The sequence below is a fragment of the Azospirillum thermophilum genome (assembly GCF_003130795.1).
In the GTDB taxonomy this organism is placed as follows: Bacteria; Pseudomonadota; Alphaproteobacteria; order Azospirillales; family Azospirillaceae; genus Azospirillum; species Azospirillum thermophilum.
Genome location: NZ_CP029353.1, coordinates 2,505,662 through 2,519,080 on the forward strand (window position 1 = coordinate 2,505,662; position 13,419 = coordinate 2,519,080).

Sequence of the window (13,419 nt, forward strand, 5' to 3'; positions counted from 1 at the left end):
TCCGTCTTTCGGGGCGCCGCCCCGCTGGACGGATTGGCCCGCCCGGCACATCCCCCACTAGCGCCCGGCCGCCGGCACCCATACAATCGCGTGCATTTCCCATTTTCGGGAGCTGGGCGTGGTTGCGCGGGTCAATACGGTGGCGTTTCAAGGCATCGAGGTGCTGGGGATCGATGTCCAGGTGCAGATGTCCGGCGGGATCGTCGCCTTCACCGTCGTCGGCCTGCCCGACAAGGCGGTGGGCGAGAGCCGGGAGCGGGTCCGGGCGGCGCTGCATGCGCTGGGACTCGCCCTGCCGGCCAAGCGGATCACCGTCAACCTCGCCCCTGCCGACGTGCTGAAGGAGGGCAGCCACTTCGACCTCCCCATCGCGCTCGCCCTGCTGACCGTCATGGGGGTGCTGCCGGATGCCGAGATGCAGCGCTTCGTGGCGCTGGGAGAGCTGGCGCTCGACGGGGCGCTGACCCCGGTGGCCGGCGTGCTGCCGGCGGCGATCGATGCGCTGGCGCAGGACCGCGGCCTGATCTGCCCCGAGTCCTGCGGCGGCGAGGCGGCCTGGGCCGGCCCGGACCTGGAGGTTCTGGCGCCTGCGAACCTGCTGGCCCTGATCAACCATTTCAAGGGAACGCAGGTGCTGACCCGCCCCAGGCCGCGCCTGCAGGAGGTGGGAGGACCACCGCTCGACCTGCGCGACGTGAAGGGGAACGAGACCGCCAAGCGGGCGCTGGAGGTCGCCGCCGCCGGATCCCACAACCTGCTGATGATCGGGCCTCCGGGATCGGGCAAGTCGATGCTTGCCGCCCGGCTGCCCGGACTCCTGCCGCCGCTCGACCCGGCGGAGGCGCTGGAGGTGTCGATGATCCACAGCGTCGGCGGGCTGCTGGAGGGCGGCAAGCTGCTGCGCCAGCGTCCCTTCCGCTCGCCCCACCAGTCGGCCAGCCTGCCGGCGCTGGTCGGCGGCGGCACGCGGGCCAAGCCCGGCGAGATATCCCTGGCCCACCAGGGGGTCCTCTTCCTCGACGAACTGCCCGAGTTTCCCCGGCCGCTGCTGGAGGCGCTGCGCCAGCCGCTGGAAACCGGCAAGGCGGTGGTCAGCCGCGCCAACCACCATGTCACCTATCCGGCGCGGGTCCAGCTGGTCGCCGCGATGAACCCCTGCCGGTGCGGGCATCTCGACGACGCCTCGCTGGCCTGCGCCCGTGCGCCGAAATGCGCCGCGGACTACCAGTCGAAGATCTCCGGCCCGCTGTTCGACCGCATCGACCTGCATATCGACGTGCCGGCGGTCAGCCCGGCCGACCTCAGCCTGCCGCCGCCGGCCGAGGGAAGTGCCGAGGTCGCCGCCCGCGTCGCCGTCGCCCGCGCCATCCAGGCGGAGCGCTATGCCGGACACGGCCCCTATCCCGCCGGGCGCGCGGTGCGGACCAACGCGGAGGCGGACGGCGAGCTGCTGGAAAAGGTCGCCGCCCCCGACCAGCCCGGCCGCGCCCTGCTGACCGAGGCGGCCGACCGGCTGAAGCTGTCCGCCCGCGGCTACCACCGCGTGATGCGCGTCGCCCGCACGCTGGCCGACCTCGACGGGGCGGCCGGGGTCCGGCGGCGCCATGTCGCCGAAGCGCTGGGCTACCGGCGGATCGCGCCCGGGCGGTAGGCCTCCGCCGTCAGCCCGCGTCACGCGCCGCCGCGATGGCGGCTGTGATCGCGCTGCGCGCCTGGGGGCTGTTCTTCCAGCAACTGCTTCCAACCAAATCGGCTGCGGCAGCACAGAGCGTCGCTGCGTCGCAGCGGGCCAACTCGGCAAGGCTGCAGATGCCGAGTTGCTCAAGCCGCTCGACGACCTTCGGTCCCACTCCTCTGACCAGCAGCAGCCGGGCACGATCCTCGCTGGAAAACGGCATGGGCTGATCCTCCGGCTTGTTCCTGCTCAGGGCGTGGTGAAGCGCGGCGGCTTGCCGGCCCCCGGGCAGGCGTTGGCCGGCAGCGACTCGGTCTCGATGAAGGTGGTCGCGGCGGCCAGCGCGCAGGGTTCCCCGGAGGTGACGAGGTGGCCGGCACTGCGGAAGACCAGCCGCCGGCTCTTCGGCAGGGTGGTTGCCGCCCGCTCCGCCCATTCCGGCGGCGTCACCGGGTCGTAGGCACCGGACAGCAGGAGCACCGGCACCGGGCTCGCCACCGGCAGCCGCTCCCCGGCTCCTGATGGCCGGCCGGCCACAGGCGGCAGATGCGCTGGCCCGGATCGTCCGTGGCGACGGCGCCATAGGGGGCGAAGCGGCGGGCGGTCTCGGCGAGGCGCAGCGGATCGGACGGGTTCACCGTCTCGCGGCACTCGATGGCGAAGGCCAACCCGTCGGCGGTGTCGGGGTCGCCGGCCCAGGGATTCGGCACCCACTCGGCCAGCGGGCCGTACCGCCCGCGGGTGGCGCGGTCCAGCATGGCCGGCAACTGCGGCACCGCCTCGCCGGAGGTCATCGCCTCCAGCCCGGCGGCGATCATGGTGGCCGGTGTCAGGCGCAGCGTCTCGGGAACCTCCGATTCGTCATGGTCGGTCACCGGCAGATCGACCGGCGACCGTTCCAGCCGCGCCAGCAGGGCAAGCCAGCGCTTCTCGAGGTCGGGGTAGGCGGCACGACAGGCGCGGTTGGCCGCGCAATCGTCGAACAGCCGGCGGAAGGCGCGCTGCGCCAGCCAGGGCGCCTCCTCCACCGCGTTCACGTCGGGCGGATAGGCCGAGTCGAGCACCGCCGCCCGCACCCGCCCGCCATGGCGGCGCAGCATCTCCAGGGCGACCCGCGTGCCGTAGGACACCGCGAACAGGTTGACGCGCGACGCCCCCAGCGCCGTCGCCACATCCAGCGCATCATCCGCCGCGATGGGCGTGGAGAAGGAGGCACCGTCCAGCCCCTTGCCCTTGAAGCGGGCGGCACAGGCGAGGACGGCCGTCCGCTCCTGCTGCACCCGCTCTTCCGAGGAGGCGGGGGCCGCCGGCATGCGGCTTCCCAGCGCGTCCAGTTCCGGACAGTCGGTGTCCGGCTCCGCCCGGCCGACGCCGCGCGGATCGAACAGGATGACGTTGCGCGTGCGGCGGAAGGGGGCGGACAGATCCCACCACACCTCCATCCGCTCCTCCACCGCCTCGCCGGTTCCGAAGGGCGAGGCGCCGGGGCCGCCTTCTATGAAGAGGACCGGATCCGCGGCAGGCTGGCGCGCCGTGCTCAGCAGCACGGCGACCGGCAGTTGGAAGCTGCCGGCCGAGGGGCGGTCGCGGCGGTCGGGAACGGCGACCGTGCCGCACAGCGCGGCCTCGCCCTCCGGCACGGTGAACCAGCAGGGGCCGGGGGTGAAGCGCGCTTCGGCCAGCGCCGGCGGCGCCCCGGAGAACAGGACGGGCAGCAGGCTGGCGAGAAACGTCAGGCTCTGGGCGATCGGCGGCCACCAGGGCCGCGCAACAGAGATGCGGTCGGGCACGGAACTCCGCAACGGCAGACTGCCGCAGATTGCGGCATGACCTCTGTATTGGCGCAGCCGGCGCCACTTGTCCAGAACTGTGGTGTTACAGCCACCACAAGTGCGGAAATGCCACAGTCTGGCAATTTCGTTTCCAGGGAGCCTTGACGAATTACATCCGATCACGGAACTATTTCCGTCCGGGAAGCGGTGGGGACCCGTGCGTCCAGCCCCTCCGCAAGCCCCGCTCCCTTCCCTTCCAAGCCATAGGAGACGACGATGCCGAGTTTATGGAGCGACCTGCGCCGAAGATGGCTGGATGCGCCCGGCCGGCTGCCCGCCCGGGAGGTGGACCGGCTCTGCCCGCATCTGCGCCGCGACATCGGCCTGACCGCGCTGGAGCCCCACGATCCGGAGGGCGCCCCGGCCGCCGACCCCCTCGCGGACCGCCTGCAGGGCGATCCCATCCGTGACCGGAACTTTTCAAAGGCTCCGACCTTTTTGACGTTGCAACCCTGCCGCTGACGGGCGATACCCGACCGAGCCGCCGGGTGCTGCCGGCCTTCTTTCAACCCCTGGAGAACCCCCATGAAAACCATCGTACCGACCGTCGCGAATCGACGTCTTGCCGATCATCCGATGCGAGCTTGCTGGCAAAAGCCTGCCGGCCACGGCTTTGGCGGACATCTGGCTGAACGAGAATTCCGGTCGTCGAGAGGATATTATGAGTGTCTATCTGGATATACGCGGTCATCGAGTCTTCGCTGAGCATGCCCTTTGGGCCTCTCCGGATTGTTTGTTCGACATCCGGCGGGAGAACGGGGAAGTCGTCGTATGGCTTGGACGCCTGAACATCATCTACACACCGGCCCGGTGGGGACCGCGTCACCGCGGGGGGCTTGCTGATGCCGGCCCAGACTCGCACAGACGCTCGCACTGACACCCGCACCGGCGGCCGCCCCGACGAGGGCGCCACCGTCGTCCAGGTGCTTGAGGCGTTCCGCACGCTCGATCCCGACCTGCCGATCCAGTATGCGCTGAGTTTCATGACGATCGCGCAGAGCGAGGGCATCTCGATCGGGAGCTGGCGGAACGCCTGGGCATCGCCCAGTCCTCCGCGTCGCGCAACGTCGCGGCCCTGAGCCGCTGGCACAGCTTCGGCAAGGCCGGGCTGGATCTCGTCCAGGCGCAGGAAGACCCGCGGGAGCGCCGCCGCAAGATCGTCACCCTGACCGAAAAGGGCCGCGCCTTCCTGGACCAGTTGCGCGCTATCGTCGCCGGCGCCACGCAGGAGCCCGAACCGCGCCGCGCCCGTTCGGCATGAGAACGGCGCTCCCCGCCTGAACCGTCAGCCCGCGCGGTACCGCGCGCGGTAGGAGGGCCACGGCCCCAGCGACTCGGCCTCGTAGACTCCGCGGCCGATGGCGCGGGCGACGCAGTCGGCGGCGAGCGCTCCCAGCCGCGCCAGCGCGACCGCCCGCGCCGGACCATCGGGCAGCGCTTGGGTGCCGGTGGCCAGCCCGAACAGCGTGTCGCCGTCGAAGGGAGTGTGCGCCGGGCGGATGGCCCGTCCCATCCCGTCATGCGCCATGGTGGCGAGGCGCAGCGCCTCCGCCTTGGTCAGCACCGCGTTGGTCGCGACCACTCCGATGGTGGTGTTGGCACCGGGAACCGCGGCGTCGAGGAACGGCAGCACCGGGTCGAGCGGCACCGGACCGGCGGGCGGCGTCTGTCCGCCCATCTCGCCATCCTGCTCCCACGCCCAGGCCCACAGCGTGTCCCGGCCGGGCATCACTGCGGAGCCCACCGGATTCACCGCGATCAGCGCCCCGACCTGCAGCCCGTCCGGCATGACGGCCGAGGCGCTGCCGAGCCCGCCCTTGATGTCCCCCGCCTTGGCACCGAGCCCGGCGCCGGCATTGCCCAGCGCGAAGGCCGGCCCCGCCGCGTCGCAGGCCGCGGCGGCGAGGGCACGATAGGGCGGGGTCTCCCCCCACTCCTTGTCGCCGCCGTTCAGCAGATCGAAGAGGACGGCGGCCGGAACGATCGGCACCCGCCGGTCGCCGACCGGGAAACCGCGTCCGCGCGCCGCCAGCCAGCCCATCGCGCCGGCGGCGGCGTCCAGCCCGAAGGCGGAGCCGCCGGTCAGCACGACGGCATCCACCTGCTCCACGAGGCAGGTCGGGTTCAGGGCGTCGGTCTCGCGGGTTCCGGGGGCCCCGCCGCGCACATCCACCGCGGCCACCGCCGGACGGTCGGGCAGGACCACCGTGACGCCGGAACGCACGGTCTGGTCCTGGGCATTTCCCACCAGGATGCCGTCGACGTCGGTGATGAGGTTGCGCGGTCCCGGCCGGACGGCCACGCTCAGCCGCCCTCGGCCAGATCGTACATGGCGTCCATGTCGGCGATCTGGACCTTGTTGCCTTCCTGCAACGAGATCACCCCGGCCGTCTTCAACTGGGTGAAGGTCCGGCTGACGGTCTCGGTCGTCAGCCCCAGATAATCGGCGATGTCGGCCCGGCTCATCGGAACGAAGACCGGGTTCTCCTTGTGGCCGCGGCGGGCCGCCCGCTGCGACAGCATCAGCAGGAAGGAGCAGATCTTCTCCTTCGCCGTCTTGCGGCCGAGCAGCAGCATCTGGTCCTGCGCCACCGCCAGCTCGTTGGAGGCCATGGAGAACAGGCGCCGCTGCATCTTGGGGAACTCGTCCATCAGCGCGTCGATCTTCTTGCGCGGGAAGCGGCAGAGCGAGGAGCTGGTGACGGTTTCCGCCGTGTAGGCGTAGCTTTCGTTGACGGCGAGGCCGAGGAAGTCGCCGGTCATCAGGAAGCCGGTGATCTGCCGCCGGCCGTCGGGCAGCAGCTTGTACAGCTTCACCGTGCCGGAGGTGACGTTGTAGAGCGCGTCGGCCGCGTCGCCTTCGGCGAAGAGCGTATGCCCGGCGTCCACCCGGACGGTCTGCAGAATATCGGCGAGACGGCGCACCTCCTCAGGGTCCAGTGCCGCGCACACAGTCAGACTGCGCACGGGACAGGCCCCGCAGGGGTTCATCTCCGTCGAAGCGCTCTTTTCACGAGCGCGGCCCATGTCAAAGGGCGGCATTGATTGACCCGACCTTTCGCCGTTCATCGGGCCATATTGGTGCGAAACGTTCTATTTCGCAACCATTGACGCAACGTCAGACTGACTGTCCAGCCCCACCATCGACATAACGCCCCTGGATTAGCGGCCTTTTTCCGATTGAGTGGGCTGCGGCGTTTCGTCGTCGAACAAAATCCGGTGGGCCGCCCCGTCCAGGTCGTCAAACTGCCCGGACTTCAGCGCCCACAGGAAGCTGCCCAGACCCAGGAGCCCCAGGCTCAGCGCGATCGTGATCAGATAGAGAAGCTCGGTCATTCACCACATCCTTGACCAGAGCGCCCCGCGACAGGCGCAGCGCGTTGGCGATAACGATAAGGGAGGAGGAGGACATCGCCAAGGCGGCCAGAAGGGGCGTCAGCATCCCGGCCATGGCGAGCGGCACCGCGAACAGGTTGTAGACCAGCGCGATGGCGAAATTCTGCTTCACCAGCCGGCCGGAGCGCCGCGCCACCTCGTAGGCCTCGACGATCGGGCGCAGCATGCGGCCCTGGAACACCACGTCGGCGGCGGTCTGGCTGACGTCCACCGCGGTGGAGGGCGACATCGAGACCGAGGCGGCCGCCAGCGCCGGCGCGTCGTTCAGGCCGTCGCCGACCATCAGGACCTTGTGGCCGGCCGCCGCCAGCTCGGCCAGCGCGGCGGTCTTGTCGGCCGGGCTCTGTTCCGCCCGCCAGTCGGCGATGCCCAGCCGGCCGGCGACCGCCGCCACCGCCCCGCGCCGGTCGCCCGACAGCAGCCGCACCTGCAGCCCGCGCGCCTTCAGGGCGGCGACCACCGCCGCCGCGTCGGGGCGCGGCGCGTCGAGGAACAGGATACGCAGCGGGGCCGCCCCCGGCTTCGCCAGCCACAGCTCCGGCCCGGCGGCATCCTCGACCTCCTCCGGCGCGCCGGTGAAGCGGCGGCTGCCCAGCCGCAGTTCGCCCTCCGGCGTCGTCAGCGACAGACCGGCGCCCGGAACCTCCGTCACGCCTTCGGCGACCGGAACGCCCGGGACGGCCTGCGCAAGGGCGCGGGCCAGCGGATGGCGGCTGGTCCCGGCCAGCGCGGCGGCGAGCCGCAGATCCTGCGGGTCGATCCCGTCGAGCTGCGGGACCGGCCGCCCCTCCGTCAAGGTGCCCGTCTTGTCGAACACCACCGTGTCGATGGCGGCCAGCCGCTCCAGCGCGGTGGCGGTCTTCAGCAGGGTGCCCTGGCGCATCAGCCGGCCGCTGGCGATCACCTGGACCACCGGCACGGCCAGCGCCAGCGCGCAGGGGCAGGTGATGATCAGCACGGCGACCGCGTTCATCAGCGCCACCTGCCAGGGAACGCCGAAGCCGAACAGCCACATCAGGAAGGTGCTGAGCGCCGTGACATGCACGACCGGCGCATAGAGCCGCGAGACCCGGTCGGCGATGGCGACGTACTTGGCGCGGCCCTGCTCCGCCACCTCCATCAGCCGGACGATCTCGGCCAGCAGCGTGCCCTCGCCCACCGCGGTGACCGTCAGGCGCAGCGGCGCGGTCAGGTTCAGCATGCCGGCGAAGACTTGGTCGCCCGGGCGCACGGTGCCGGGCACCGTCTCGCCGGTGATGAGGCCGGTGTCGAGGTCGGAGGTGCCGTCGCCGACCCGGCCGTCGACCGGGATGCGCTCGCCGACCGCGACCAGCACGGTGGTGCCCGGCGCCACCTGCTCCGGCGGAACGATGCGGCTGCGGCCGTCGGGGTCGAGCACGGTGACGGAGGCGGCGCGCAGGCCGAGGAGCTGTTCCGCGGCCGACCGCGCCCGGCCGCGGGCCCGCTGGTCGAGATAGCGGCCGATCAGCAGGAAGAACAGCAGCATCACCGCGCCGTCGAAATAGGCGTGCGGCCCGCTGTTCATCGTCTCGAACAGGCTCATGCCGGTGGCGAGCAGGACGCCGATGGTCACCGGCACGTCCATGTTGGTCCGACCGTGGCGCAGCGCCGAAAAGGCCGAATAGGCGAAGGGGCGCAGGCTGTAGGCGATGGCCGGCATGCAGATCAGGGCGGAGAGCCAGTGCATCAGGTCGCGCGTGGCGCTCCCCATGTCCTGGACATGGCCGGCCCACACCGATACCGACAGCAGCATCACGTTGCCGGCCGCGAAGCCGGCGACCGCCATGGACCGCAGGAGCCGCGTCTCCGACTTCTTCTGCTCGTCGCCCAGCCGTTCCGGATTGAAGGGAACGACGCGGTAGCCGAGCCGGGCGACCGTTCCCACCACCGCGTTGGCATCGGTCGCCGCCGGATCCCAGCGGACGGTCAGGCGCCGGGTCGTCATGTTGAGCCGGGCATGACGCACCCCCGGCTGGCGGGCCAGCGCCGTCTCGATCAGCCAGACGCAGGCGGCGCACTGCAGCCCGTCCACCATCAGGTGCAGCGAGCGGCTGCCGTCCTGCTCCTCGCCGGCGTGGGGGGAATAGTCGATGACGGGAGCGTCGTCGCCTTCGGGACGCAGCGGACGGGCTGCGGGATCGACGCAGCGGCGCTCGTAGTAGCGCTCCAGCCCCAGCCCGCGGACGAGGTCGTAGGCCGCCGCACAGCCGGTGCAGCAGAAGGGGCCGCTCCCGTCGGAGGCGGTGGTGCCGCTGCCCTCCGGGTGGTCCTGTCCGCAGTGGAGGCAGGCCGTCATGTCGCTGTTTCCCTTGCCGTGCCGAACCCGGTCCGCGCGTCGGTGGACCGCCTCACTTCACCCAGATGCGCTTCTGGTCCTGGTAGTCGCCGCTGGAATGGTCGACCACCAGGCGCATGTCCCACTGGCCGGGCAGCGTCAGCGTCACCGGAGCGGCGTAGCGGCCCTCGCCCAGATAGGGCAGGTCCAGCGTCTGGTCGTGCCCCTCGCTGGTCGGACGGATGAAGGTGACGCGGACCTTGGCATCCTTCAGCAGGTTGCCGTGCTTGTCGTGCAGGGTCACCGCGACGAGCCCCTTCAGCGGATCGGTGCCGGTGAACTCCAGCCCGACCTTCCAGCCGCGCTCCGCCTGGGCGCGGGCACCAGCGAGATCCTCGTTGTAGCGGATGCCTTTCAGGAAATGCTGTTCGGTCTGGACGCCGGTCCAGGTGGAGAGCGCGAAGTGCAGCATCACGCCGTTCACCGCGATCACCACGGCGAAGCCGGCCACGAACAGCCAGGGAATGTACCAGCCCGGCTGACGGGGGGAGCGGGGCGTGGAGCGGCGGGAATGGCCGGCGGCGGAGCTCATGGACATGCGTCTCTCTCGGGGATTGCTGCGTCAGATGGGGAGGCTTGTCCGGAAAGGAAGGCCTCGTTGGCGGCTCGGCGGTTTTCCTCAGCGGCTTTCGGGAGCCATGAAGACCGTCTCGTACTGCGCCGTCTCGCCGTCGGCCGATCGCAGGACCATCCGCAGGGGCTGCGAGGGGGCCTTCAGGCTGCCGCCGGGCGCCGTCACGAAGACGCGGTAGGTCGCCACCATGTCCGGGTCCGCGGTCAGCCGCTGGCTGGAGGCCTGCGCCTCCTGCCCGTCGCCGGCCAGCGCGATGGTGGCCCCGGGCAGGCCGTCCACCGTCAGCGTGTAGGCCCGCGGGTCGCGCGTCATGTTGGCGATCTTGAAGGTGTAGGCGTTGCGCACGCTGCCGTCGGACAGGGCGACATAGAGCGGCGCGCGGTCGCGCAGCACGCTGATGTCCAGCCCCGGCTTCAGGATCAGGCCGACCGTGATGGCGCCGCCGATGACCAGCATCAGCAGGCTGTAGATGACGGTGCGCGGGCGGATCAGGCGGAAGGGCGTCGGCTTGCCGGTGGCGGCGACGGAGACCTGGCTGGTCTGGGTGTCGAAGCGCACCAAGCCGGTCGGCCGGCCGATCTTGGTCATGATGTCGTCGCAGGCGTCGACGCACAGCCCGCAGCCGATACACTGCATCTGCAGCCCGTCGCGGATGTCGATGCCCATCGGGCAGACCTGGACGCAGTTGTAGCAGTCGATGCAGTCGCCGAGACCGGCCGCCTGCCGCTCCTCCCAGCTCTGCGACTTGCGCACCGGCCCGCGCCCCTCGCCGCGCCACTCCTCATAGGTGACGATCAGGCTGTCCTCGTCGATCATTGCCGACTGGAAGCGCGGCCACGGGCACATGTAGGTGCAGACCTGCTCGCGCGCGAAGCCGGCGAGCAGGTAGGTCGTGGCGGTGAAGAGGCCGATGAAGCCGATGGCGGTCATCGGCGCCTCGAACCGCAGCATCTGGCCCAGCAGCGTGGGCGCGTCGGTGAAGTAGAAGATCCAGGCGCCGCCGGTCGCCAGCGCGATCAGCAGCCAGATGGCGTTCTTCAGCAGCTTGCGGCCCAGCTTCGCCGGCGTCCATTTGCCCTGGTCCAGACGGATGCGCTGGCTGCGGTCCCCTTCGACCAGCCGCTCCACCCAGACATAGAGGTCGGTCCACACGGTCTGCGGACAGGCGAAGCCGCACCATACGCGCCCGGCCAGCGAGGTCGCGAGGAACAGTCCCAGCGCCGCCAGGATCAGCGCACCGGTCAGGAAATAGATCTGCTGCGGCCACAGCTCGACGAAGAACAGGTAGAAGCGGCGGTTGGCGAGATCGAGCAGAACCGCCTGGTCCGGCGCGTTCGGCCCGCGGTCCCAGCGGATCCAGGGCAGGATGTAGTAGATGCCCAGCATGATCGCCAACGCGATCCACTTGATCCGCCGAAACGTCCCGTGCACGGCCTTGGGATAGACCTTGCTGTGCTTCTGGTACAGCGAGCGGGAGGGGCGCTTCTCGACCTTGGTTGGTGCTTCGGCGGTCGTGGTCATCGGCATTTGCCTCTTGTGCGGGCCATTCTGGCGGAATAGGCCGCGTGGGCGCGGCCGAGCCGAGATTGGACGGCTGAACCGCGACAACTATGGCGACCGATTGCCGCAGGAGCATTGCGCTGGATCAAAAGCGGGGGCGGCGCGCCCCGCGCCCCGCTCCCCGGCCATCCGCAAAAGAAAAGTGCCGGGAAGTTTCCCTCCCGGCACGATTCGAACCATCCGGAACCCCGGCGGCCAGCTTACTTGCCGCCGCCCAGGTTGTGGACGTAGACGGCCAGCGACTTGATCGTCGCATCGTCCAGGCGCTTCGCCCAAGCGGGCATCATGCCGGCGCGGCCGTTGGTGATCGTCTCGACAAGGTTGGCCTTGTCGCCGCCGTAGAGCCAGTTGCTCTGCACCAGCGGCGGAGCGCCGATACCGTCGAGGCCGGCCGCGACCGAGCCCTGGGCCTGGTCGCCGTGGCAGGCGACGCAGTTCTCCTCGAACACCGTCTTGCCCTTGGCGACCTTGGCCGGGTCGGCCTGCTTCTTGTTCAGCGACAGGATGTAGTCCGTCACCTGATCGATCTGCTCACGGTTCAGGATGCCGTCCTTGCCGAACGCCGTCATGCCGGTACCCGGAGTGCCGCGGGTCGCGCCGTCATCCGCACGGATGCCGTGCTGGATGGTCTGGTAGATGTCGGCGGTGCTGCCGCCCCACAGCCAGACGTCGTCCGCCAGCGTCGGGAAGCCCTTGCCGCCCTGGCCGCCGGCGCCGTGGCACGCCGCGCAGTTCTCGTTGAAGTAGGAGCGCCCGCCGGCCATGGCGAAGGCCAGCAGATCCTTGTCCTTCTGGATCTCGTCCACCGACTTGCCGGCGATGGCGTCCAGGTACTTCTTCTGGCCGGCCTTCGCCTCGGCGATCTTCTGGACCACGTCCTCGCGCTGCGAGTAGCCGAGCAGACCCTTGGTGTAGGTGCTGCCCAGCGGCCACGCCGGGTAGAGGACATAGTAGACCAGAGACCAGGCGATGCAGACGTAGAAGATGTACAGCCACCACTTGGGCAGCGGGTTGTTCAGCTCGCGCAGGCCGTCCCACTCGTGGCCGGTGGTTTCGACCCCGGACAGCTCGTCCTTGATTTTCTGTGCCATGGTCTAAAACTCCTGACCATCATCCTTGAGCGGGATCCGGGCGGCCTCTTCGAAGGTACGCCGGTTTCCGGGCCACATGGCGTAGACCAGAATCCCGGTGAGCAGCAGCATCAGCCAGATCGTCCAGAACGACCGGAGCGCGACCGTAATCGAATCAAGGTCCATGGATCCCTCCGATTACTGCTGGAGCTGCTTGGGCGACTGGTACTTGGTGAAGTCCACCATGGTGCCCAGCACCTGCAGGTAGGCCACAAGGGCGTCCATTTCGGTGACGGTCTTGTTGCCGGTGAAGTTCGCGACCACGGCCTTCGGGTAGCGCTTCAGCAGGGCGGCGCTGTCGCCGTCCGGGTTCTTCTGCGCTTCCAGGTCGGCCTTGGCGTTGGCGATCTGCTCATCCGTGTAGGGAACGCCGACGACCCGCAGGGTCTTCATGTGATCCTGGATGTCGCCATAGCTCAGCGGACGGTCCTTCATCCAGGAATAGCCCGGCATGATGGATTCCGGCACCACGGCCCGCGGGTCGACCAGGTGGGCGACCTGCCAGTCGTTGGAGTACTTGCCGCCGACGCGCGCAAGGTCCGGACCGGTACGCTTGGAGCCCCACTGGAACGGGTGGTCGTACATGCTCTCCGCCGCCAGCGAGTAGTGGCCGTAACGCTCCACCTCGTCGCGGAACGGACGGACCTGCTGGCTGTGGCAGTTGTAGCAGCCTTCGCGGTAGTAGATGTTCTGGCCGGCCAGTTCGAGCGGCGAATAGGGACGGACCCCGTCCACCTTCTCGATGGTCGATTCGATGGTGAAGAGCGGGACGATCTGCACCAGACCACCGATGGACACGGTGATCAGGATCAGGACGATGAGCAGAAGGGTGTTCCGCTCGATCGTGTCGTGGCTGAAGCCCTGGTTTTGCTGCTGTGCCATTATGGGTTCCTCCG

Annotated in this window: 15 protein-coding genes; 3 read left to right on the plus strand and 12 right to left on the minus strand. The window is 69.8% G+C overall.

All coding sequences use genetic code 11. The features are described 5' to 3' along the window. Window positions 1-118 precede the first annotated feature (118 nt). Window positions 119-1,651, plus strand: a complete 1,533-nt coding sequence (locus DEW08_RS18170; RefSeq protein WP_109329518.1) for a YifB family Mg chelatase-like AAA ATPase — start codon at window positions 119-121, stop codon at window positions 1,649-1,651. 10 nt (window positions 1,652-1,661) lie between these two features. On the opposite strand, the gene DEW08_RS18175 is transcribed toward DEW08_RS18170, so the two are convergent. The 3 genes from DEW08_RS18175 to DEW08_RS31550 are packed head-to-tail and all read right to left on the minus strand — an operon-like array spanning window position 1,662 to window position 3,465. Further along, on the minus strand, window positions 1,662-1,898 hold the full coding sequence (locus DEW08_RS18175; protein ID WP_109329520.1) for a helix-hairpin-helix domain-containing protein: 237 nt from the start codon (window positions 1,896-1,898) through the stop codon (window positions 1,662-1,664). A gap of 26 nt (window positions 1,899-1,924) precedes the next feature. After that, entirely contained in the window at window positions 1,925-2,173 is a 249-nt protein-coding gene (locus DEW08_RS32595; protein WP_245986414.1) for an alpha/beta hydrolase, read from the minus strand. Next, window positions 2,122-3,465 carry an alpha/beta fold hydrolase gene (locus DEW08_RS31550; protein WP_245986416.1) on the minus strand — a complete coding sequence of 448 codons (1,344 nt, stop codon included), beginning with the start codon at window positions 3,463-3,465 and terminating at the stop codon, window positions 2,122-2,124. The genes DEW08_RS32595 and DEW08_RS31550 overlap by 52 nt, the downstream gene beginning before the upstream one ends. Window positions 3,466-3,723: 258 nt before the next feature. Between DEW08_RS31550 and DEW08_RS18185 the strand changes: the two genes are divergently transcribed. After that, a complete protein-coding gene (locus DEW08_RS18185; RefSeq protein WP_109329522.1) occupies window positions 3,724-3,969 on the plus strand; it encodes a hypothetical protein in 246 nt (81 codons plus the stop codon). 380 nt (window positions 3,970-4,349) lie between these two features. After that, window positions 4,350-4,586, plus strand: a complete 237-nt coding sequence (locus tag DEW08_RS32600) for a hypothetical protein (protein WP_245986418.1) — start codon at window positions 4,350-4,352, stop codon at window positions 4,584-4,586. Between the two features lie 206 nt (window positions 4,587-4,792). On the opposite strand, the gene DEW08_RS18195 is transcribed toward DEW08_RS32600, so the two are convergent. The 9 genes from DEW08_RS18195 to ccoO form a co-directional block, all read right to left on the minus strand. Further along, window positions 4,793-5,809 carry a P1 family peptidase gene (locus DEW08_RS18195; protein ID WP_109329524.1) on the minus strand — a complete coding sequence of 339 codons (1,017 nt, stop codon included), beginning with the start codon at window positions 5,807-5,809 and terminating at the stop codon, window positions 4,793-4,795. A gap of 2 nt (window positions 5,810-5,811) precedes the next feature. Then, window positions 5,812-6,474 carry a Crp/Fnr family transcriptional regulator gene (locus DEW08_RS18200; RefSeq protein ID WP_245986419.1) on the minus strand — a complete coding sequence of 221 codons (663 nt, stop codon included), beginning with the start codon at window positions 6,472-6,474 and terminating at the stop codon, window positions 5,812-5,814. A 195-nt stretch (window positions 6,475-6,669) separates the two neighbouring features. Then, window positions 6,670-6,822, minus strand: a complete 153-nt coding sequence (ccoS, locus tag DEW08_RS32605) for a cbb3-type cytochrome oxidase assembly protein CcoS (RefSeq protein WP_245986671.1) — start codon at window positions 6,820-6,822, stop codon at window positions 6,670-6,672. Further along, on the minus strand, window positions 6,749-9,220 hold the full coding sequence (locus tag DEW08_RS18210; RefSeq protein WP_109329530.1) for a heavy metal translocating P-type ATPase: 2,472 nt from the start codon (window positions 9,218-9,220) through the stop codon (window positions 6,749-6,751). The genes ccoS and DEW08_RS18210 overlap by 74 nt, the downstream gene beginning before the upstream one ends. Window positions 9,221-9,272: 52 nt before the next feature. Continuing rightward, the gene (locus tag DEW08_RS18215) at window positions 9,273-9,797 is read right to left on the minus strand and encodes a FixH family protein (protein WP_109329532.1); all 525 of its coding nucleotides are present in this window, start codon (window positions 9,795-9,797) and stop codon (window positions 9,273-9,275) included. An 81-nt stretch (window positions 9,798-9,878) separates the two neighbouring features. Continuing rightward, window positions 9,879-11,354, minus strand: coding sequence for a cytochrome c oxidase accessory protein CcoG (gene ccoG, locus DEW08_RS18220; RefSeq protein WP_245986421.1), 1,476 nt, complete (start codon window positions 11,352-11,354; stop codon window positions 9,879-9,881). A gap of 239 nt (window positions 11,355-11,593) precedes the next feature. Then, complete coding sequence (gene ccoP / locus DEW08_RS18225; RefSeq protein ID WP_109329538.1) at window positions 11,594-12,484, minus strand: cytochrome-c oxidase, cbb3-type subunit III; 891 nt, start codon at window positions 12,482-12,484, stop codon at window positions 11,594-11,596. A gap of 3 nt (window positions 12,485-12,487) precedes the next feature. Beyond that, window positions 12,488-12,649 carry a cbb3-type cytochrome c oxidase subunit 3 gene (locus DEW08_RS18230; protein WP_109329540.1) on the minus strand — a complete coding sequence of 54 codons (162 nt, stop codon included), beginning with the start codon at window positions 12,647-12,649 and terminating at the stop codon, window positions 12,488-12,490. A 12-nt stretch (window positions 12,650-12,661) separates the two neighbouring features. Further along, window positions 12,662-13,405, minus strand: a complete 744-nt coding sequence (gene ccoO / locus DEW08_RS18235; protein ID WP_109329543.1) for a cytochrome-c oxidase, cbb3-type subunit II — start codon at window positions 13,403-13,405, stop codon at window positions 12,662-12,664. Between the last annotated feature and the right edge of the window lie 14 nt (window positions 13,406-13,419).

Coding starts and splice junctions, on each gene's coding strand:
- DEW08_RS18175 (WP_109329520.1), bottom strand. CDS start 1,898: ATGCCGTTTTCCAGCGAGGATCGTGCCCGGCTGCTGCTGGTCAGAGGA.
- DEW08_RS18185 (WP_109329522.1), top strand. CDS start 3,724: ATGCCGAGTTTATGGAGCGACCTGCGCCGAAGATGGCTGGATGCGCCC.
- DEW08_RS32600 (WP_245986418.1), top strand. CDS start 4,350: ATGCCGGCCCAGACTCGCACAGACGCTCGCACTGACACCCGCACCGGC.
- DEW08_RS18210 (WP_109329530.1), bottom strand. CDS start 9,220: ATGACGGCCTGCCTCCACTGCGGACAGGACCACCCGGAGGGCAGCGGC.
- DEW08_RS18215 (WP_109329532.1), bottom strand. CDS start 9,797: ATGTCCATGAGCTCCGCCGCCGGCCATTCCCGCCGCTCCACGCCCCGC.
- ccoG (WP_245986421.1), bottom strand. CDS start 11,354: ATGACCACGACCGCCGAAGCACCAACCAAGGTCGAGAAGCGCCCCTCC.
- ccoP (WP_109329538.1), bottom strand. CDS start 12,484: ATGGCACAGAAAATCAAGGACGAGCTGTCCGGGGTCGAAACCACCGGC.
- DEW08_RS18230 (WP_109329540.1), bottom strand. CDS start 12,649: ATGGACCTTGATTCGATTACGGTCGCGCTCCGGTCGTTCTGGACGATC.
- ccoO (WP_109329543.1), bottom strand. CDS start 13,405: ATGGCACAGCAGCAAAACCAGGGCTTCAGCCACGACACGATCGAGCGG.